The organism is Arenimonas sp. (assembly GCF_022842045.1).
In the GTDB taxonomy this organism is placed as follows: domain Bacteria; phylum Pseudomonadota; class Gammaproteobacteria; order Xanthomonadales; family Xanthomonadaceae; genus Arenimonas.
Map to the genome: position 1 here is coordinate 1 of NZ_JALHQI010000004.1, position 18,355 is coordinate 18,355.

Here is an 18,355-nt window from a genome sequence, read left to right on the forward strand (position 1 = left end):
GCCGCGCCCGGCCAGCCCTTCGCCGACGCGCTGCGCTTCGCCTGCGCCTTCGCCGCCCTGTCCACCGAACGCCCGGGCGCCGCGCTGGCGATGCCGGCGCGGGCCGACGTCGCGACACGCTTCGGCGCCTGAGACCGACGCCCGCAGCACGGGACGGCTAGAATGCCGCCCCATGCAGATCGGCCCCTACCGCATCGAACCGCGCGTGGTGCTGGCCCCGATGGCCGGCGTCACCGACAAGCCCTTCCGGATGCTGTGCAAGCGCCTGGGCGCGGGGCTGTGCGTGTCGGAGATGACCATCTCCGACCCGAAGTTCTGGCACACCAACAAGTCGCTGCACCGCATGGACCACGCCGGCGAGCCCGACCCGATCAGCGTTCAGATCGCCGGCACCGACCCGGCGATGCTGGCCGAGGCCGCGCGCTACAACGTCGACCACGGCGCCCAGCTGATCGACATCAACATGGGCTGCCCCGCCAAGAAGGTGTGCAACACCTGGGCCGGCTCGGCGCTGATGCGCGACGAACCGCTGGTGGCGCGCATCCTGTCAGCCGTGGTCGCCGCGGTGGACGTGCCGGTGACGCTGAAGATCCGCACCGGCTGGGCCGCCGACCAGAAGAACGCGCTCACCATCGCGCGCATCGCCGAGGACAGCGGCATCGCCTCGCTGGCGGTGCACGGCCGCACCCGCGACCAGCACTACACCGGGCACGCCGAGTACGACACCATCGCCGCGGTGAAGGCCGCACTGCGCATCCCGGTGCTGGCCAACGGCGACATCGATTCACCGGAGAAAGCCGCCTTCGTGCTGCGCCACACTGGCGCCGACGCGGTGATGATCGGCCGCGCCGCGCAGGGCCGGCCCTGGATATTCCGCGAAGTCGCGCACTACCTTGCCACCGGCGAGAAGCTGGCCGAGCCCTCGCTGCAGGAAGTGCGCGACGTGCTGCTGGGCCACCTCGCGCACCTGCACGCGTTCTATGGCGAGGTCGCGGGCGTGCGCATCGCGCGCAAGCACCTGGGCTGGTACGCGAAGGACCGCCCCGAGAACGCCGCCTTCCGCGCGGTGGTCAATCGCGCCGAAGATGCGGATGCGCAGCTGCGGCTGACGCGCGAATACTTCGACGCGCTGGTGGCGGGCGTGGCCTGGGACGCCGCGGCCGCGGCGTAAGGAATCTCCTGCGGTCCACCGGGCAAGGCCGGTCTTCGCGCCACGCTGCGTTCATAGGAAGGCGCACGATCGCGACGGGCGCATCCCCTGTTCGCCACCCCCGGAGCCTTCCCATGACCCCGCACTCCCCCGTTGTTTCGCCGACGGCCAAACGGTCGTCCCTGCGGCGCCTGCTGTTCGCCGCCACGCTGTTCCTCGTCGCCAGCGCCCCCGCGCTGGCCGCGGACTGGGTCGCGCGCCACGGCCTCACGCCCGCGCAGTACCAATCCGCGTTTGAAGAATTCACCGGCAAGGGCTTCCGCCTGGTATCGGTGAGCGGCTATGACGGCGGCCGCGGCCAGGCCCGCTACGCCGCGGTCTGGAAGAAGCAGGCCGGCCCGGCCTGGGCCGCGCGCCACGGCATGAGCGCCGAGCAGTACCAGGCCGCATTCAACAGCTTCAACCAGCAGGGCTACCGACTCACCTACGTCAACGGTTACGCGGTTGGCGACACCGCGCAGTACGCCGCCATCTGGACCAAGACCGGCGGCCCCGCCATGGCCGCGCGCCACGGCCTCACCGCGGCGCAGTACCAGGCCGCGGTGACCGAGCTTTCCGGCCAGGGCTACGCGCTCAAGCACGTCAGCGCCTACACCGTCGGCAACGCGCCGCGCTTCGCCGCGATCTTCGAGAAGGGCGGCCCGGCCTGGGTCGCGCGCCATGGCCTGACGTCGGCGCAGTACCAGGCGGCGTTCAACGAATTCACCCGCCAGGGCTACCGGCTGGGCGTGGCCAGCGGCTACCGCGACGGCGGCAGCGACCGCTACGCCGCGGTCTGGACCAAGACTGGCGGTCCGCAGTGGTCGGCCCGCCACGGCACGCCGGCGGCGCACTACCAGGCCGTCTTCGACAACCACCGCTACCAGTCGTGGGAACCGGACTACGTCGAGGCCTTCAATGGCGCCGACGGCGTGCGCTTCAACACGATCTGGCGCAACACCACCTTCTCCGCCAAGGACCTGAAGCTGATCGAGGACAAAGCCCGCGCCTACATGCGCGCCAACGACATGCCGGGGCTCTCGATCGCGGTGATGCGCAACGACAAGCTCGTGTATGCAGCCGGCTTCGGCGTGGCCGACAAGGACAGCGGCATGCCGGTCAGCCCGATGCATCGCTTCCGCGTCGCCAGCGTGTCCAAGCCGATCACCCACGTGGCCATCGTCAACCTCGACAACACCACCTCGCTGGGCCTGAACGACCGCGTTTTCGGCGCCAACAGCATCCTGGGCGGCACCTACGCCACGCCGGCCTCCAACCCGGACATCGAGGACATCACGGTCGACCACCTGATCCGCCACCGCGCCGGCTTCCGCCGCATCAACAGCAACGGCAACGGCAGCGACCCGATGTTCGCCTACACCGGCACCGACCACGACGGCCTGATCAACTGGGCGCTGGAGAACTACCCGCTCGGCTACACCCCCGGCACCACCCCCGCCGGCCTGACCGGCCAGGACATGTACTCGAACTTCGGCTACTGCCTGTTGGGCCGGGTGATCGAGGCGCGGTCGGGCAAGTCCTACGAGGCCTACGTGCGCGACGCCCTGCTCAAGCCCGCCGGCGCCGGCGATATCGTGATCGGCGGCGACAAGCTGGCCGACCGCAAGCCTGGCGAGGTGGTCTACTACGGCAGCGGCGCCTACTCCAGCGTCAAGCCGCAGCGCTTCGACTCGCACGGCGGCTGGATCGCGCGGCCGATGGACCTGCTGCGCTTCATGCGCCACACGCGCGGCATCCTGGCGCCGTACTACCACAACGGCGAAATGAGCGGCACGACCGCGACTTACGACCAGCGTGCCGGCGGCTTCGGCCTGGTGGCCGTCAGCAATTCCAATAACGGCAGCACCGCGCAGATGAAGGCGATGATGGATTCGATCGCCGACGACGTGGACAACTGGCCGGCGATCGATCTGTTCTGACGCCGCACCGGCACGAAGCGCGCGGCCCCGGGGGCTAGCGCGCTGCCTGGGTCGCCGCCCCGTCCGCTTCGGGCGCGGGCGGCGCCTCCCAGATACGGTTCCACATCTGCGACAGCCTGCGGCTGGCTTCCCATGGCCAGCTGATCTGCTGCGGCGGGATTTCGCGCCAGCCCAGGCCTTCGCGCTCGGCCACCACGAAGCGGAAGGTGTAGTCGGGCTCGGCGCCCATGCGAAGGTCGCTGAGTACCAGCTGGCGATCGCGCACCTCGGCCTTCATGTAGCCATGGTTGAACCACTGGAGTCGCCGCACGGCCGCGTAGTCGCCGACGCGTGCGAGCGTCTGGGTGTCGGACGGATGCGCCCGGAACACCATCGGCCCCGAATCCGCCACCAGCGAGCGCTCGCCTTCCAGGAAGCCCTCCGGCGTCATCACCACCACCCGCCACAGCAGCGTGTTGAACGGCATCGGCACCGAGAATCGCGGCGCATCCTGCAGGCCCAGCGTCGCCAGCGTGCGTTCGGCCTGCCGATCCACCAGCCACTTCGCCGTGAGCGACCAGCCGATGTAGGAAGTGCTGAGCGCCAGCCCGACCACCAGCGCCCTGCGCGCCGCGTCACGCTCGCGCCAGGACCAGGCCAGCACGCAGGCCACCAGCAGCGGCAGGGTGTACAGCGGGTCGATGATGAACAGGCTCGACCACATCGCCGGCGACACCGGCACCGGCCACCACAGCTGCGTGCCGTAAACGGTGAAGGCATCGAGCACCGGATGCGTGACCAGGGCCAGTGCGATCGCCGCGAACCAGCGCCCGGGCGATTCGGCCACCCGCCCGCCCAGCGCGCGGAACCCGGCCCAGATCAAGAAGGCCAGCGGCAGCAGGACGAACAGCGAGTGCGAGGGCCCGCGGTGCCAGGTCATCATCGCCACCGGGTCCAGGTCCATCGGCAGCATCACGAAGCTGTCGAGGTCGGGCAGCGTGCCCAGCGCCGCACCAGCCAGCAGCGCGGCGCGGCGATGGCCGGCGGGGGCGACGGCGGCCGCAAGCGCGCCGCCGAGGACGATCTGCGAAAGGGAGTCCATGGCCGGATGCTAATCGACCGGCGAGTCGCCGTGGCGTGATGCGGCGATGACGGCCAGGCCCCGGGCGCCGATCCTTCGCGTGTTGGTTCCAGCGCCGCCTTGCCTTGGCGCCGATCGCTGCCGCGGGCCCGTCAGGCCGCCTGGGCCAAAGCCAGCCGCCGCGTCGGCGCGCGCGCCGGCAACCGCGCCAGCTCGGTGCCATCGTGGCGCAGCAGCACCAGGCTGCCGTCCGCATCTTCCGCCAGCGCCGTCAGGCTCTCGACCCAATCGCCGTCGTTGCCGTAGACCAGCCCGTCCACCTCGCGCAGCGCCGCGCGGTGGATGTGCCCGCACAGCACGCCGTCGAGGCCGCGCCGGCGGGCATCGTCCAGCCCCGCCTGCACGAAGCGGGCGATGTAGCGCTCGGCCGCCCCGCTCTGCCGCTTAAGGAAATCGGCCAGCGACCAGTAGCGCAGCCCGAACCGGCGCCGCGCCCGGTTGGTCACGCGGTTGCCGGCCAGGATGCGGTCGTAGAGCCAGTCGCCGAAGCGCTCCTGGAAGCCGCCGAAGTGGGTGACCGCGTCGTAGTCGTCGCCGTGCGTCACCAGCAGCCGGCGGCCGTCGGCCAGCTGGTGGATGGCGCGACGGCGTACCTGCATCGCCGGCAGCATCAGCCCGCAAAAACGGCGGATCGGGCGGTCGTGGTTGCCCGGCACGTAGATCAGTTCGGTGCCGGCGCGCGCCAGTTCGTGCAGCGCCTCCACCACCCGGTTCTGGTCGGCGCCCCAGGCGGCGCGGCGCTGGGCCATCCACCACAGGTCCACGATGTCGCCCACCAGGTACAGGCGCCGCGTGCTCAGCCCGTCGAGGAAGGTCGCCAGCTCGGCCGCGTGGCAATTGCGCGAACCCAGGTGCACGTCGGAGAGGAAGACCGCGCGCTGCCGGCGCGTCGCGGCGGCCATCACGCCGCCTCGCCCGCCGCCAGCGCCGCGGGCACGGGGCCAAGGTAGCGCTCGCGCTTGCGCGGCCGGACCCGCGCCAGGTCCACCTCCACCAGCCCGTCCACCGCATTGTTGAAGGCCGGGTCCACGCCGAAGGCCAGGAAGCGCGCGCCGCCGGGCTCGCACAGTTCGGTGTATTGCTTGTAGAGCGTGGGCACCCGCGCGCCCAGCGCACCGAGGTTGGCCTTGAGCACGCGGAAGGCATCCTCGGCGCCCAGCTCGCCCCAGGCCGGCGGCGCGGCCAGGAAACGGAACGGCCGGTTCGCCACCACTTCGCCGCGGTGGCCGCCGAAGTAGCGGTCGTAGTAGGCCACCAGCTGCTCGCGCGCCGCGATCGGCAGCTCGGCGCTGATCGTCACCGGCCCGAACAGGTAGCGCACGCCGGGATGCGCGCGCAGGTAGGCGCCGATGCCCAGCCACAGGTAGTCGAGGCTGCGCGTGCCCTGGTAGGCCGGCGCCACGAAGCTGCGGCCCAGCTCCATGCCCTGCGCCAGCCGCGGCAGCAGTTCGCACGGGTAGCGGAACAGGGACGCGGTGTAGAACCCCTCGCGGCCGCGCTCGGCCAGCACCTGCTCGCCGTGGGCGATGCGGTAGGCGCCGGCGATCTCCAGTGCCTCCGGGTCCCACAGCACCAGGTGGTCGTACCAGCTGTCGTAAGCGTCGAGGTCGAGCTTGCGGCCGGTGCCTTCGCCCGCCGCGCGGAAGGTCAGTTCGCGCAGGCGGCCGATCTCGCGCAGCAGCGGCGAGTCGGTGGCGAGGCGGCCGGCGTGGATGCGCTTGCCGTCGGGCGTGCTGCCCAGCAGCGGCAGCTTCGCCAGCTCCGCCACCAGCGACCGGCGGTTGACCGCGTGCACCAGCGGCTCGGGCCCTCGGGCGGCGGCCTCGCGGCGCGAGCCGATGGCATACAGGGCCTGCCGCACCGAGGCCAGCGCGTTCGCCGGCGGCTGGTCGTCCCTGATCTGCAGCGGCCGGCCAATGCGCAGCGCGATGCGGCTGCCGCGGCGGGCGAACAGCTCGCGCGGCAACAGGGCCGTGCCCGCCGGCCTGAACAACGCCGATGCGCCGTAGAACAGCGCAGAATTGCGCGCCCCGATCCGCACCGGCAGCACCGGTGCCCCGCTCGCCTTCGCGAAATGCAGGAAGCCCTTGCGCCAGCGCCCGTCGCGCACGCCCTGCAGCCCCAGGCGCGAGACTTCGCCGGCCGGGAACACGATCACGCATTCCTCCCGCGCCAGCGCCGCGTCCACCGCGGCCAGGCTGTCGGCGTCGGGCTTGCCGCCCAGGATGCGCAGCGGCAGCAGCAGGTCGCGCAGCGGCTCGACCGCGCCCAGGAAATCATTGGCCAGGATGCGCACGTCGCGGCGAATGCCCGTGACCAGGTGCAGCAGCGCCAGCGCGTCCAGCGCGCCCGACGGGTGGTTGGCGACGATCAGCAGTCGCCCGGCTTGCGGGATGCGCTCGCGCTCGACCTGGTCGACGGTGTAGCGGACCTGCAGGTGGTCCAGCGCCGCCTCGACGAAAGCGCGGCCGCGCAGGTGGGCGTTGTCGGCCAGGAAGCGTTCCGCTTCGTCCAGCCCGGACCACTTGCCCAGTCCCCGCACCAGCGGACGTGCCAGCTTGCCCGGCGGGCCCTCGAACCACTTCGGATAGCGTTCGGCCAGGCGACGCTCGAGCTCGATCATGGGCAGCCCCCGTGCTTGCGACGGCGGCAGCTTGGCGCCCGCGCCTGACAGCCCGGTGAAACCTCGGCGTCAGCGGGGTGACAGCCGGCTTAACCGGGAGGCAACATGGCCGGGCGCAGGATGCACCCCGGGGCCCGGGCGTGTATCATGCCCGCCCCCACCCATCCTTTCATCTCAATCAAGGGATATAAGCGACGATGTCCAGCTACCTCTTCACCTCCGAGTCGGTCTCCGAAGGCCACCCGGACAAGATGGCCGACCAGATTTCCGATGCGGTGCTGGACGCGATCCTCGCCCAGGACCCGAAGGCCCGCGTCGCCTGCGAAACGCTGGTGAAGACCGGCGCCGCCATCGTCGCCGGCGAGATCACCACCAGCGCCTGGGTGGACATCGAAGCCCTGGCCCGCGGCGTCATCAACGACATCGGCTACGACAACTCGAACGTCGGCTTCGACGGCCACACCTGCGCCATCGTCAACATGATCGGCAAGCAGTCGCCCGACATCAACCAGGGCGTGGACCGCAAGAAGCCGGAAGAACAGGGCGCGGGCGACCAGGGCCTGATGTTCGGCTACGCCTGCAACGAGGCGCCGGAGTACATGCCGGCCGCCATCTATTACGCGCACCGCCTGGTCGAGCAGCAGGCCAAGGTCCGCAAGGCCGGCAAGCTCAAGTGGCTGCGCCCGGACGCCAAGAGCCAGGTCACCCTGCGCTACGAGAACGACAAGATCGTCGGCCTCGACGCCGTGGTGCTGTCCACGCAGCACGACCCGAACGTCAAGCACAAGGACATCGTCGCCGGCGTCATGAAGCACATCCTCGAGCCCGTGCTGCCGAAGGCGTGGCTGAAGGCGCTGCCGAAGTCGAAGATCCACATCAACCCGACCGGCAACTTCGTGATCGGCGGCCCGGTGGGCGACGCCGGCCTGACCGGCCGCAAGATCATCGTCGACACCTACGGCGGCATGGCCCGCCACGGCGGCGGCGCGTTCTCGGGCAAGGATCCGTCCAAGGTCGACCGTTCGGCCGCCTACGCCGCGCGCTACGTGGCCAAGAACATCGTGGCCGCCGGCCTGGCCGACAAGTGCGAAGTGCAGGTCTCGTACGCGATTGGCGTGGCCGAGCCGACCTCGATCTCGGTCACCACCTTCGGCACCGGCAAGATCGGCGACGACAAGATCGAGAAGCTGATCCGCAGCCACTTCGACCTGCGCCCGTACGGCATCACCAAGATGCTGGACCTGCTGCACCCGATCTACCGCCTCACCGCCAGCTACGGCCACTTCGGCCGCAAGCCGTTCCAGGTGACCTACACCGACGGCAAGGGCAAGAAGCACACCGCCACCGCCTTCTCGTGGGAGAAGACGGACAAGGCCGACGCCCTGCGCAAGGCCGCCGGCCTGGACAAGCCGGCCACCGCCAAGAAAAAGAAGTAACCGCTTCGCTCCCTCTCCCGCTCGCGGGAGAGGGCCGGGGAGAGGGAAACCGGGCCGCGAAAGCGGCCCGTCTTGCATTCACGCCATCGAATGCAGCCCGATCACATTGCCCTCGGTGTCCCGCACCAGCGCGCAAAACCCATGCTCGCCGATGGGCATCTTCGCCTGCACCAGCGCACCGCCCGCGGCCACGGCGCGCGCCGCCTGCACCCCGCAGTCCTCGCAGCCAAAGTAGACCAGCGTGCCGCCCGCGCCAGGGCTGAAGCCTTCCTGCTTCACCAGCATGCCGCCCGAGCCGTAGCCGGTCATGCCGTTCTCCCGATCCATCGGGAACATCCACATGTCCATCTCCATACCGGGAGTCGGCGAGGGCATGTGCCCGAGCCTGCAGTCGAACACCGCTTCGTAGAACGCCTTCGCACGCGCCATGTCGGCCACGTAGATTTCGAAATGCACCACCGGGTTGCTGCTCATGGGCACCTCCTGGGGTATGTCGCCAGTGCCGCGCCATTCTGGCATCTTGCCGGCATGGTCGAAGCCCCGCGCCCCGACGCCCGCCGCCCCCTGGCCACCCGCGACGCCGGCTGGGCCCGGGGGCTGGCCGCCGCGCTGGCGCGGGCCCGGGTCAGCCCCGACCTCATCTCGGCCATCAGCATCCCGGTCGCCGTGGCCGGCGCCGCCGCCCTGCTCTGGCTGCCGGCGCCCTGGGGTCCGGTGCTGTGCGCCGTGGCCGTGCAGCTGCGCCTGCTGTGCAACCTGCTCGACGGCATGGTGGCGGTGGAAGGCGGGCTGGGCGGCCCGACCGGCCCGCTGTGGAACGAAGTCCCGGACCGGGTCGCCGATTCGCTCTTCATCGTTGCCCTGGGCATGGCCGCCGGCGAGCCCGTCCTGGGCTGGGCTGGCGCGCTGTTGGCGGCACTGACGGCCTACGTCCGCACCACGGGCGGTGCGCTGGGCTTCGCCCAGGACTTCAGCGGCGTGCAGTCGAAGCCGCGCCGCATGTTCGTCATGACGATCGGCTGCCTGGTGGCCGCGGCCGCGCCGGGGTGGGACGACGCCGCGCGGGCGCTGGACGTGGCGGCCTGGACGATCGCCGTGGGCTCGGCACTGACCTGCCTGACGCGGTTGCAGGGGCTGGCCCGCCAGCTGCGCGAACGCGCCGCGGCGACCCGGGATGGCGCCTGATGCTGGGCACGCCGCTGATCCTGCTGCTGCGCGGCCTGGTGGGCGCGCGCTCGCATTGGGTCGGATGCCAGCCGCTCACCACCACCCGCATCTACTTCGCCAACCACACCAGCCACCTCGACACCCCGGTACTGTGGTCGGCGCTGCCGGGCTTCCTGCGCCGCCGGACCCGGCCCGTGGCCGCCAGGGATTACTGGGGCAAACCGGGGTTGCGAAAGTGGTTCGCCGACAGCACCTTCCGCGCCCTTCTGATCGACCGCGAGCGCGGCGATCCCGACAGCGACCCGCTGGCACCGCTCAGCGACGCGCTGAACCACGGCGATTCGCTGATCCTGTTTCCCGAAGGCACCCGCCGCGGCGATCGCCTGCCGGCGCCGTTCAAGAGTGGCCTTTACCACCTGGCGATGCGCCATCCCGAGGTGGAGCTGGTGCCGGTGTACCTGGAAAACCTCTACCGCAGCATGCCCAAGGGCGCCCATGTGCCCGTGCCGCTGACCTGCGCGGTGCGCTTCGGCGCGCCGCTCGCCCGGATGCCGGATGAAAACAAGGCCGCTTTCCTCGAGCGTGCGCGCAGCGCCGTGGTGGCCCTGGCATGAAGCCCCGCCCCTTCCGGACTAACGCATGGACACGCTGACCGCCTGGTTCGACACACCGCTGCGCCAACTGTTCGGCGGCGTGCTGGCCTTGCTGGTGCTGGCCTCGTTGATCGGCGGGGCGCTGGCCTTGCGCAGCCGGGGCAAGCCCAGCGCCACCATCACCAACCTCAACCAGCGCATCGCCGCCTGGTGGTGGATGGTGGGCGTGCTGGCGGCCTGCTTCTGGCTGGGCGCGGGCGCGACGGTGCTGCTGTTCGGCTTCGCCTCGCTGGTGGCGCTGCGCGAGTTCGTCACGCTCACGCCCACCCGCGCCGGCGACCACTGGTCGCTGGTGGCGGCGTTCTACCTGCTGCTGCCCATCCAGTACTGGCTGATCTGGACCGACTGGTACGGCCTGTTCGCGATCTTCCTGCCGGTGTACGGCATGTTGCTGCTGCCGGTGCTGGCCGCGTTCCAGGGCGATACCGAACACTTCCTGGAGCGCACGACCAAGGTGCAGTGGGGCGTGCTGATCTGCGTGTATTTCATCAGCTACGCCCCGGCCCTGCTGCTGATCGAACTCGGCGACGCCAGCGGCCATGCCAACCTGATGCTGCTGTTCTACCTGCTGCTGGTGGTGCAGATCAGCGACGTGCTGCAGTACGTCTGCGGCAAGCTGTTCGGCCGCACCCCGCTGGCGCCGAAGGTAAGCCCCAGCAAGACCGTGGAAGGCCTTGGCGGCGGCGGCCTGCTGGCCGTGGGCGTCGGCACCGCGCTGTACTGGGCCACGCCCTTCACCCCATGGCAGGCCGCGGGCATGTCGGCGGTGATCGTGCTGGCCGGCTTCCTCGGCGGCCTGGCCCTTTCGGCGGTCAAGCGCAGCCTGGGCGCCAAGGACTGGGGCCAGATGATCGAAGGCCATGGCGGCATGCTCGACCGCCTGGATTCGGTGTGTTTCGCGGCCCCGGTGTTCTTCCACCTGTGCCGGTATTTCTTCCAGGTACCGGTGGCGGACTGACGGCACAGGCCCTTCTGCCGCCCGGCGGGCGCATGATGCATCGCAATGGCGATGCAAGGCCCCGGCCCGCATTCATCCCTCCATCGCGAACTGGCGATACAATGGCGCCCGGTCTGTGAAGACCCGCACCCCCGGCAGCCGCCCCGCGGCCCGCCGGACCCTCCGCCGAGGGGCGCTGCAAGCCCGGTCCGCCAAGCGCGGGCAAGGGATCAGGCTCGGCGTAGGCTCCGTACCAACCGCGCCCGTTAACTTGAGACGGACATCGGGGCTGAAGCCCCTCCCACAGGGGTCCCGGACGTCTCGAATACAACGGAGCTTTTCAATGAACGCTGTCGTGAACCTCAAGAACGACTACAAGGTCGCCGACCTCTCCCTGGCCGACTGGGGCCGCAAGGAAATCGACATCGCCGAGCAGGAAATGCCGGGCCTGATGTCCATCCGCGAGAAGTACGCCGCCGCCAAGCCCCTCAAGGGCGTGCGCGTCACCGGCTCGCTGCACATGACCATCCAGACCGCCGTGCTGATCGAGACCCTGAAGGATCTCGGCGCCGACGTGCGCTGGGCGTCCTGCAACATCTTCTCGACCCAGGACCACGCCGCGGCGGCCATCGCCAAGTCGGGCACCCCGGTGTTCGCCTGGAAGGGCGAGACCCTGGAAGAGTACTGGGACTGCACCCTGGACGCGGTCACCTTCCCGGGCGGCAAGGGCCCGGAGCTGGTGGTCGACGACGGCGGCGACGTCACCCTGCTGATCCACAAGGGCTACGAGCTCGAGAAGGGCGACACCGCCTGGGTCAACTCGCCCTCGGGTTCGCATGAAGAGCAGGTGATCAAGGACCTGCTCAAGCGCGTCGCCAAGGAGCGCCCGGGCTTCTGGACCAACGTGGTGAAGGACTGGAAGGGCGTCTCGGAAGAGACCACCACCGGCGTGCACCGCCTCTACCAGATGCTGGAAGCCGGCAAGCTGCTGGTCCCGGCCATCAACGTCAATGACTCGGTCACCAAGTCCAAGTTCGACAACCTCTACGGCTGCCGCGAGTCGCTGGCCGACGGCCTCAAGCGCGCGATGGACGTGATGCTGGCCGGCAAGGTCGCGGTCGTCTGCGGCTACGGCGACGTCGGCAAGGGCTCGGCCCACTCGCTGCGCGCCTACGGCTGCCGCGTGGTGGTCACCGAGATCGACCCGATCAACGCCCTGCAGGCAGCGATGGAAGGCTTCGAGGTCAACACCGTCGAGAACACCCTGGGCCGCGGCGACATCTACGTCACCACCACCGGCAACAAGGACGTGCTGACGCTCGAGCACATGTCGCAGATGAAGGACCAGGCCATCGTTTGCAACATCGGCCACTTCGACAACGAGATCCAGGTCGATCGCCTGAACAACTCGGACGCGGTGCGCCTGAACATCAAGCCGCAGGTGGACAAGTACACCTTCAAGAACGGCAACGCGATCTTCCTGCTGGCCGAAGGCCGCCTGGTGAACCTGGGCTGCGCCACCGGCCACCCGTCGTTCGTGATGTCGAACTCCTTCGCCAACCAGACCCTGGCGCAGATCGACCTGTGGGCCAACAAGGACAGCTACGAGGCCAAGGTCTACATCCTGCCCAAGAAGCTGGACGAGGAAGTGGCCCGCCTGCACCTCGAGAAGATCGGCGTGAAGCTGACCACCCTGACCGACGACCAGGCCGCGTACCTGGGCGTCTCGAAGGACGGCCCGTACAAGCCGGACCACTACCGCTACTGATCCATCGCTACTGCTTCACAGGAACGGGCGCCCTCGGGCGCCCGTTTCTTTTGGGCTTTTGGGGAGACCGTTGTTCGAACGCGGATCAGATCGGATGGCCGCGGATAAGAGCGGATAAGAAGGGAAATCCATCTTTGTCAGTTCGCAGTGATCCACTGGCGCCGAGGGGTCCACTGAATTGGCTCGATCCGCTTTTGTCCGCGGCCATCCGCTCTGATCCGCGTTCGGACACGTCACCTCCAGTTCGCGTGGGACGACCAGAAGGCCACGCTGCGGCGGTAGCCGGCTCGGTCGAGGGGAACGCCCGAGCCGCCCTCTTCGACGCCGAGGGCATTGCGCATCATGGTGATGGGCACCATCGGGATCTCGTCGGGTTCCATCGTGTACAGGCAGCCAACGATGCCCCAGTCGGCGTCCACCGGCGCGCCCTCCTTCGCCATCTGCTCGCGGCTGTAGAGGATGGGCACGAGGTAGTTGGCGACCGGTGGCTCCAGGCCTTCGAACCAGCGCACCAGCACCGGCAGCTCCTCGCGGGTGCGGGCCTCGTAGGCGCTGCGCAGCTGGTGGCGGTTGGCGTCGGTGATGGGGATCACCGAGCACCGGGTCGAAGTCCAGTTGCGGTGCACGTGCAGCCGGCAGAAGGGCGCGTAGCCGGGGATCACCCGCGCCGGCGCCTCGGCGTTGAGCCGCTCGACGAACTGCGCGGGGGTGATGTCCTGGATGGCCGTGCGGCGGCCGTCGGCCGGGAACAGGCGGGTGCGGGCAAACTCGGTGAGGGCGATGGTCATCCCCGAATTCTCGCAGCAACCGGCGAACCAAATGAATCAAATGAACCAGGTTCATTTGATTCATTTGATTCACCGGTTGTTCCTTTCATCCGGATGGAGCGATATAGTTCGGGCATCCGACCGAGGTGCCCCGATGCCCCAGCTCAGCTTCGAGTTCTACCCGCCCAAGACCGAGGAGCAGCGCCTGCAGCTCGACCGCACGGTGGGCCGCCTCAAGAAGTACGCGCCGCGGTTCGGGTCGGTGACCTTCGGCGCCGGTGGCTCCACGCTGTCCTACACCGGCGAAACGGTGCGGCGGCTGCGCGAGCACCACGGCCTCAACGGCGTGCCGCACCTGAGCTGCGTCGGCGGCACCCGCGATGAGATCCGCCAGCTGCTCGGCGAGTACCAGGCCCTGGGCTGCGACCGCATCGTCGCGCTGCGCGGCGACCTGCCTTCGGGCATGGCCCGGCCCGGCGACCTGCACTACGCCTCCGACCTGGTGCGCTTCATCCGCAGCGAGTTCGGCAGCCATTTCCACATCGAAGTGGGCTGCTACCCCGAGACCCACCCGCAGGCCGAGGACGCCCTGGCCGACCTGCGCCGCTTCAAGGAAAAGGTGGACGCCGGCGCCGACTCCGCGATCACCCAGTACTTCTTCAACGCCGACGCCTATTTCCGCTTCGTCGACGACATCCGCAAGGCCGGCATCGACATCCCGGTGGTCCCCGGCATCATGCCGATCTCCAACTTCACCCAGCTGCGCAGGTTCTCGGAGGCCTGCGGCGCCGAGATCCCGCGCTGGATCGGCAAGCGCATGCAGGCCCACGGCGACGACGTCGAGGCGATCCGCGAGTTCGCGGCCGACGTGGTGGCCGCGATGTGCCGGCGCCTCATCGAGGGCGGCGCGCCCGAGCTGCACTTCTACACCCTGAACCTGGCCAAGCCGACCGAGGCCGTGATCACGCGCTTGGGCTGAGCTTCGCGCTAGGCTTCGGCCATGCGCCGCCTGTTGCCCGCCTTGCTGTTCGCCCTCGCCCTGCCCGCGCCTGCCGCGGCCCAGGGCGTGAAGCGCTGCACTGACGCGCAAGGCAACACCGTGTTCACCGACCGCAGCTGCGCCAGCGTGGACGCCGTGCCCAAGGGCCAGCCCGCGCCGACGCCCGGCGCCTATGCCCCCGGCTTTGCACCCCGCGGCTGCGCCCGCACCGCCGAGGCCCTGCTGCAGGGCGTACGCACGGCGCTCGAGGCCCGCGACGTGAACCGCCTCGCCAGCTTCTACCACTGGCCCGGCACGAGCAGCGCCCGCGGCGTGATGGACGCCCTCGAGGAAATCGCGAACCGGCCCCTGGTCGCGGTGGAGCTGGCCTACCCGGCCAGACCGGCGCCCTTTGAGCCGCAGCGGGAGTTCGGCCCCGACGCTGCTCCGGAGGAGGAACCGGCGCCCGCCGCAGACCCGGGCCCCGCGCCTGCCGCCCCCCGCCCGATCGCCCTGGACGTGCAGCAAATGGCCGGCGACCGCGATGCCGGCAGCCGCAGCACCCGGTTCCAGCTGCACCGAAACGTCGGCTGCTGGTGGCTGTCGCTCTGACGCGGACCCGGGCCTGAACGGATAAACTGCGCGCCTTCCCGCAGGAGTCCGCCATGGCGATGCAGTACCCCGAACACATCTGGCACAACGGCCGCATCAAGCCCTGGGCCGAGGCCACCGTGCACGTCATGGCGCACGGCCTGCACTACGGCTCGTCGGTGTTCGAGGGCATCCGCAGCTATGCCACGCCGAAAGGCCAGGCGATCTTCCGCCTCACCGATCACCTCAAGCGCCTGTACGCCTCGGCCAAGATCTACGACATGGCCATGCCCTACGACGTGCCCACGCTGGCCCAGGCTTGCCGCGACGTCATTACCGCGAACCAGCTCGAGCGCGCCTACCTGCGCCCGATCGCCTACCGCGGCCTCGGCGGTTTCGGCCTGTCGGCCGACACGCCCACCGACCTCGCCATCGCGGCCTGGCACATGGGCCCGTACCTGGGCCCCGACGTGCTGGAAGCCGGCATCGACGCCTGCGTCTCGAGCTGGCAGCGCTTCGCGCCCAACACCATCCCCGCGGGTGCGAAGGCCGGCGGCAACTACCTCAGCGGCCAGCTGGTCGCGCGCGAGGCGCGCCGCCTCGGCTTCGGCGAGGGCATTGCGCTCGCCTCCACCGGCCTGCTCAGCGAAGGCGCCGGCGAGAACCTGTTCCTGGTGATGGACGGCGCCCTGCACACCACGCCGGTCAGCGCCGCCCTGCTCAATGGCATCACCCGCAACACCATCATCACCCTGGCCAAGGCCCGCGGCATCGAGGTCATCGAGCGCGACATCCCGCGCGAATACCTCTACCTGTGCGACGAGCTATTCATGTGCGGCACTGCCGCCGAGATCACCCCGATCCGCTCGGTGGACGGCCGCCAGGTCGGCACCGGCAAGCCGGGGCCGGTGACGCGCCGCGTGCAGGACCTGTATTTCGGGCTGTTCGATGGCCGCACGGCGGATGATCACGGTTGGCTGGAGTACGTTTGATTGCAGATTGGAATACGACCAAGAGCTAGGAGAGAGGAACTAGTGAAGAGGAACTAGGAACCAGTGACAAGCCGCCCGTACTAGTTCCTAGTTCCTCTTCATTAGTTCCTTTCTACTGCTTCCCGGCTCCGAGCTCAGCCTGCCACAAACCTCAACACCGCCACCGCGCCCTGCTCCGGCCGCGGGGCAATCGACACCTGCCAGTCGTAGAGTTCGCACAGGCGGCGGACGATGGAGAGGCCGATGCCGCCGCCCACCGTGCCGCCGGCGCCGGAGCCGCGGTAGCCGCGTTCGAACAGGCGCGCGGCGTCCTCCTCGCTCAGGCCCGGGCCGGTGTCCTCGATGCGCACCTGGTCGGCCTCGACGATGATGCGCACCTCGCCTTCGTTGGTGTACTTGCAGGCGTTGCCGATCAGGTTGCCCAGCGCCACCGACAGCACCGCCTCGGGCGCCTCCACCGCCGCCCACGGGTCGCCCTCCACCACCACGTCCACCGGCTTGCCGCCCAGCTGCGTGCGGCTGGCCTCGGCCAGCTGTTCGCAGAGCCTGAGCAGCAGGGTGTGGCCGACGCCGCGCTCGTTGCGCGAGAGCAGCAGCAGCGCCGTGGTGAGGTCGGTGCTCTGCACCGCCGCGCGCTCGATCCGCTGCAGGCGCTGGCGGGTCTTCTCGGGCAGGTCGGGGTTGGCCAGCAGCAGCTCGGTGGCGCCGCGGATCACCGCCAGCGGCGTGCGCAGCTCGTGGCTGACGTCGGAGTTGAACTCGCGGTCGCGCTTGACCAGCGAGGTCATCTGCTCGGCGTAGTCGTCCAGCACCGCCGCCAGCTGCCCGACCTCGTCGTTGGCGAAGTGCGGCGCCAGCTTGTCGGGCCGCTCGCTGCCGGCCATGCCGCGCATGCGCCGCGCCAGTTCGGTCAGCGGACTGATCACGCGCGAGGAAGACCAGAAGCCAATCACCAGCGACAGCAGCGAGAACAGGAACACCACGCCCACCAGCGCGTAGGACAGCTGCTGCTGGCTGGCCCGCTCCTGGGCGATGTCGTAGCGCAGGAAGAACCAGTACTCGGCCTCCTTCTTCACCGCCAGCTTGTAGGTTCGCGCGCGGCCGTTCGCGTCGCGGTCGGTGATCTCGTGCACGCCATCGGGCAGGTCGCGCCAGTTGAAGGGCACGTTGCCGAAACGTCGGGCGCTGAACACGCTGCCGCTGATCTTCTCGAACGGGATGCCGCCGCTGCCCTCGGGGTCGTACTGCTCGGCGAAATCCTGCACGTTCTGGAACAGCGCCTCGCCGATCAGCTGGTCCTCGAGCCGTTCGCGCAGCAGCACCGTGGCCGCGGCAAACAGCGCCGTCAGCCCGAAGCCGAACAGGAAGAAGGACAGGATGATCCGGCTGCGAAGCCTACGCCGGTAGCGCATGCGGTCAGCCTGCTTCGGGGTCGGCGATCCGGTAGCCGATGCCGTGGCGCGTCTGCACCAGCGCCTTGTCGAAGGGTTTGTCCACCGCGGCGCGCAGGCCGTGGATGTGGACGCGCAGCGAGTCGCTGTCCGGCAGCTCCTCGCCCCAGACCCGGGTCTCGAGCTCCTGGCGCGTCACCACCGAAGGCGAGGCCTCCATCAGCGACTGCAGGATCTTGAGCGCCGTGGGGTTGAGCTGCAGCAGCTTGCCGCCGCGGCGCACCTCGAGCGTATCGAGGTTGTACTCGAGGTCGGCCACCTGCAGGACGCGCGGCTGCGCGGCCTTGCCGCGGCGGGCCAGCACGGCCAGGCGCGCCTCCACTTCCTGCAGCGCGAAGGGCTTGACCAGGTAGTCGTCGGCGCCGGAATCGAAGCCCTCGAGCTTGTTGTCGAGCGAATCGCGCGCGGTGAGCATCAGCACCGGCGTCTGCTTGCGGCCTTCCTGGCGCAGCTTGCGGCAGACCTCCAGGCCGTCCATGCCCGGCAGGTTCAGGTCGAGGACGATCGCGTCGAAGTCGTTGACCACGGCCAGGTGCAGGCCGGTCACGCCATCGGCGGCGTAGTCGACGGTGTGGCCGCGGTCCTCGAGGTAATCCCCCAGGTTCGCGGCGATGTCACGGTTGTCCTCGACCACCAGGATTCGCATGCATTCACTTCTTCAAGGGCAGGCGGCCCTTATGCGCTCGACGGGAGGGGCCGGGGTCGATTCTGCCAGACGCGCCGGGCATTCCAAATCGCGGAA

The 18,355-nt window shown here is 69.6% G+C and carries 17 protein-coding genes and 1 riboswitch; of the genes, 10 read left to right on the plus strand and 7 right to left on the minus strand.

Translation table 11 applies throughout. From position 1 onward, the window contains the following. The first annotated feature begins 172 nt into the window (after window positions 1-172). Window positions 173-1,171, plus strand: a complete 999-nt coding sequence (gene dusB / locus Q0C12_RS01735) for a tRNA dihydrouridine synthase DusB (RefSeq protein WP_290885336.1) — start codon at window positions 173-175, stop codon at window positions 1,169-1,171. 113 nt (window positions 1,172-1,284) lie between these two features. Next, complete coding sequence (locus Q0C12_RS01740; RefSeq protein WP_290885339.1) at window positions 1,285-3,129, plus strand: serine hydrolase; 1,845 nt, start codon at window positions 1,285-1,287, stop codon at window positions 3,127-3,129. Between the two features lie 34 nt (window positions 3,130-3,163). On the opposite strand, the gene Q0C12_RS01745 is transcribed toward Q0C12_RS01740, so the two are convergent. From Q0C12_RS01745 to Q0C12_RS01755, 3 genes are all read right to left on the minus strand, one after another. Next, complete coding sequence (locus Q0C12_RS01745; RefSeq protein ID WP_290885342.1) at window positions 3,164-4,210, minus strand: metal-dependent hydrolase; 1,047 nt, start codon at window positions 4,208-4,210, stop codon at window positions 3,164-3,166. A gap of 131 nt (window positions 4,211-4,341) precedes the next feature. Next, entirely contained in the window at window positions 4,342-5,151 is an 810-nt protein-coding gene (locus Q0C12_RS01750) for a UDP-2,3-diacylglucosamine diphosphatase (RefSeq protein ID WP_290885345.1), read from the minus strand. Beyond that, the gene (locus Q0C12_RS01755) at window positions 5,151-6,872 is read right to left on the minus strand and encodes a lysophospholipid acyltransferase family protein (protein ID WP_290885348.1); all 1,722 of its coding nucleotides are present in this window, start codon (window positions 6,870-6,872) and stop codon (window positions 5,151-5,153) included. Before Q0C12_RS01755 ends, Q0C12_RS01750 begins: the two co-directional genes overlap by 1 nt. Before the next feature lie 197 nt (window positions 6,873-7,069). On the opposite strand from Q0C12_RS01755, the gene metK reads away from it, so the two are divergent. Then, a complete protein-coding gene (gene metK, locus Q0C12_RS01760) occupies window positions 7,070-8,308 on the plus strand; it encodes a methionine adenosyltransferase (protein ID WP_290885351.1) in 1,239 nt (412 codons plus the stop codon). Between the two features lie 78 nt (window positions 8,309-8,386). Here metK and Q0C12_RS01765 read toward each other — a convergent pair whose 3' ends face one another. Then, complete coding sequence (locus Q0C12_RS01765) at window positions 8,387-8,782, minus strand: VOC family protein (RefSeq protein ID WP_290885353.1); 396 nt, start codon at window positions 8,780-8,782, stop codon at window positions 8,387-8,389. Window positions 8,783-8,836: 54 nt separating this feature from the next. On the opposite strand from Q0C12_RS01765, the gene Q0C12_RS01770 reads away from it, so the two are divergent. The 4 genes from Q0C12_RS01770 to ahcY all read left to right on the plus strand — a co-directional run bounded on the left by Q0C12_RS01770 (window position 8,837) and on the right by ahcY (window position 12,833). Next, window positions 8,837-9,493, plus strand: a complete 657-nt coding sequence (locus Q0C12_RS01770; protein ID WP_290885356.1) for a CDP-alcohol phosphatidyltransferase family protein — start codon at window positions 8,837-8,839, stop codon at window positions 9,491-9,493. Further along, window positions 9,493-10,089, plus strand: a complete 597-nt coding sequence (locus tag Q0C12_RS01775; protein ID WP_290885359.1) for a lysophospholipid acyltransferase family protein — start codon at window positions 9,493-9,495, stop codon at window positions 10,087-10,089. Before Q0C12_RS01770 ends, Q0C12_RS01775 begins: the two co-directional genes overlap by 1 nt. A gap of 25 nt (window positions 10,090-10,114) precedes the next feature. Then, window positions 10,115-11,086 carry a phosphatidate cytidylyltransferase gene (locus tag Q0C12_RS01780; protein WP_290885363.1) on the plus strand — a complete coding sequence of 324 codons (972 nt, stop codon included), beginning with the start codon at window positions 10,115-10,117 and terminating at the stop codon, window positions 11,084-11,086. Window positions 11,087-11,247: 161 nt separating this feature from the next. After that, a riboswitch (S-adenosyl-L-homocysteine riboswitch) is annotated at window positions 11,248-11,337 on the plus strand. A 71-nt stretch (window positions 11,338-11,408) separates the two neighbouring features. Continuing rightward, a complete protein-coding gene (gene ahcY, locus Q0C12_RS01785) occupies window positions 11,409-12,833 on the plus strand; it encodes an adenosylhomocysteinase (RefSeq protein WP_290885365.1) in 1,425 nt (474 codons plus the stop codon). Between the two features lie 233 nt (window positions 12,834-13,066). On the opposite strand, the gene Q0C12_RS01790 is transcribed toward ahcY, so the two are convergent. Next, window positions 13,067-13,621 (minus strand): DUF3228 family protein, encoded by a 555-nt coding sequence (locus Q0C12_RS01790; RefSeq protein ID WP_290885367.1) that lies wholly within the window; start codon window positions 13,619-13,621, stop codon window positions 13,067-13,069. Between the two features lie 133 nt (window positions 13,622-13,754). Here Q0C12_RS01790 and metF point away from each other — a divergent pair, with 133 nt between their 5' ends. The 3 genes from metF to Q0C12_RS01805 are packed head-to-tail and all read left to right on the plus strand — an operon-like array spanning window position 13,755 to window position 16,162. Then, window positions 13,755-14,579 (plus strand): methylenetetrahydrofolate reductase [NAD(P)H], encoded by an 825-nt coding sequence (metF, locus tag Q0C12_RS01795; RefSeq protein WP_290885371.1) that lies wholly within the window; start codon window positions 13,755-13,757, stop codon window positions 14,577-14,579. A 21-nt stretch (window positions 14,580-14,600) separates the two neighbouring features. Then, window positions 14,601-15,191, plus strand: coding sequence for a DUF4124 domain-containing protein (locus Q0C12_RS01800; protein WP_290885374.1), 591 nt, complete (start codon window positions 14,601-14,603; stop codon window positions 15,189-15,191). 53 nt (window positions 15,192-15,244) lie between these two features. Further along, on the plus strand, window positions 15,245-16,162 hold the full coding sequence (locus Q0C12_RS01805; protein WP_290885377.1) for a branched-chain amino acid transaminase: 918 nt from the start codon (window positions 15,245-15,247) through the stop codon (window positions 16,160-16,162). Between the two features lie 134 nt (window positions 16,163-16,296). Here Q0C12_RS01805 and Q0C12_RS01810 read toward each other — a convergent pair whose 3' ends face one another. Both Q0C12_RS01810 and Q0C12_RS01815 read right to left on the minus strand, forming a co-directional pair. Continuing rightward, window positions 16,297-17,574: a HAMP domain-containing sensor histidine kinase gene (locus tag Q0C12_RS01810; protein WP_290885380.1), complete on the minus strand. Its 1,278-nt coding sequence runs from the start codon at window positions 17,572-17,574 to the stop codon at window positions 16,297-16,299. A 4-nt stretch (window positions 17,575-17,578) separates the two neighbouring features. Further along, window positions 17,579-18,259, minus strand: coding sequence for a response regulator transcription factor (locus Q0C12_RS01815; protein WP_290885383.1), 681 nt, complete (start codon window positions 18,257-18,259; stop codon window positions 17,579-17,581). Between the last annotated feature and the right edge of the window lie 96 nt (window positions 18,260-18,355).

What these genes read in the sequence shown, in the direction of transcription:
- dusB (WP_290885336.1), top strand. Translation starts at nt 173, where the DNA reads ATGCAGATCGGCCCCTACCGCATCGAACCGCGCGTGGTGCTGGCCCCG.
- Q0C12_RS01740 (WP_290885339.1), top strand. Translation starts at nt 1,285, where the DNA reads ATGACCCCGCACTCCCCCGTTGTTTCGCCGACGGCCAAACGGTCGTCC.
- Q0C12_RS01745 (WP_290885342.1), bottom strand. Translation starts at nt 4,210, where the DNA reads ATGGACTCCCTTTCGCAGATCGTCCTCGGCGGCGCGCTTGCGGCCGCC.
- Q0C12_RS01750 (WP_290885345.1), bottom strand. Translation starts at nt 5,151, where the DNA reads ATGGCCGCCGCGACGCGCCGGCAGCGCGCGGTCTTCCTCTCCGACGTG.
- Q0C12_RS01755 (WP_290885348.1), bottom strand. Translation starts at nt 6,872, where the DNA reads ATGATCGAGCTCGAGCGTCGCCTGGCCGAACGCTATCCGAAGTGGTTC.
- metK (WP_290885351.1), top strand. Translation starts at nt 7,070, where the DNA reads ATGTCCAGCTACCTCTTCACCTCCGAGTCGGTCTCCGAAGGCCACCCG.
- Q0C12_RS01765 (WP_290885353.1), bottom strand. Translation starts at nt 8,782, where the DNA reads ATGAGCAGCAACCCGGTGGTGCATTTCGAAATCTACGTGGCCGACATG.
- Q0C12_RS01770 (WP_290885356.1), top strand. Translation starts at nt 8,837, where the DNA reads ATGGTCGAAGCCCCGCGCCCCGACGCCCGCCGCCCCCTGGCCACCCGC.
- Q0C12_RS01775 (WP_290885359.1), top strand. Translation starts at nt 9,493, where the DNA reads ATGCTGGGCACGCCGCTGATCCTGCTGCTGCGCGGCCTGGTGGGCGCG.
- Q0C12_RS01780 (WP_290885363.1), top strand. Translation starts at nt 10,115, where the DNA reads ATGGACACGCTGACCGCCTGGTTCGACACACCGCTGCGCCAACTGTTC.
- ahcY (WP_290885365.1), top strand. Translation starts at nt 11,409, where the DNA reads ATGAACGCTGTCGTGAACCTCAAGAACGACTACAAGGTCGCCGACCTC.
- Q0C12_RS01790 (WP_290885367.1), bottom strand. Translation starts at nt 13,621, where the DNA reads ATGACCATCGCCCTCACCGAGTTTGCCCGCACCCGCCTGTTCCCGGCC.
- metF (WP_290885371.1), top strand. Translation starts at nt 13,755, where the DNA reads ATGCCCCAGCTCAGCTTCGAGTTCTACCCGCCCAAGACCGAGGAGCAG.
- Q0C12_RS01800 (WP_290885374.1), top strand. Translation starts at nt 14,601, where the DNA reads ATGCGCCGCCTGTTGCCCGCCTTGCTGTTCGCCCTCGCCCTGCCCGCG.
- Q0C12_RS01805 (WP_290885377.1), top strand. Translation starts at nt 15,245, where the DNA reads ATGGCGATGCAGTACCCCGAACACATCTGGCACAACGGCCGCATCAAG.
- Q0C12_RS01810 (WP_290885380.1), bottom strand. Translation starts at nt 17,574, where the DNA reads ATGCGCTACCGGCGTAGGCTTCGCAGCCGGATCATCCTGTCCTTCTTC.
- Q0C12_RS01815 (WP_290885383.1), bottom strand. Translation starts at nt 18,259, where the DNA reads ATGCGAATCCTGGTGGTCGAGGACAACCGTGACATCGCCGCGAACCTG.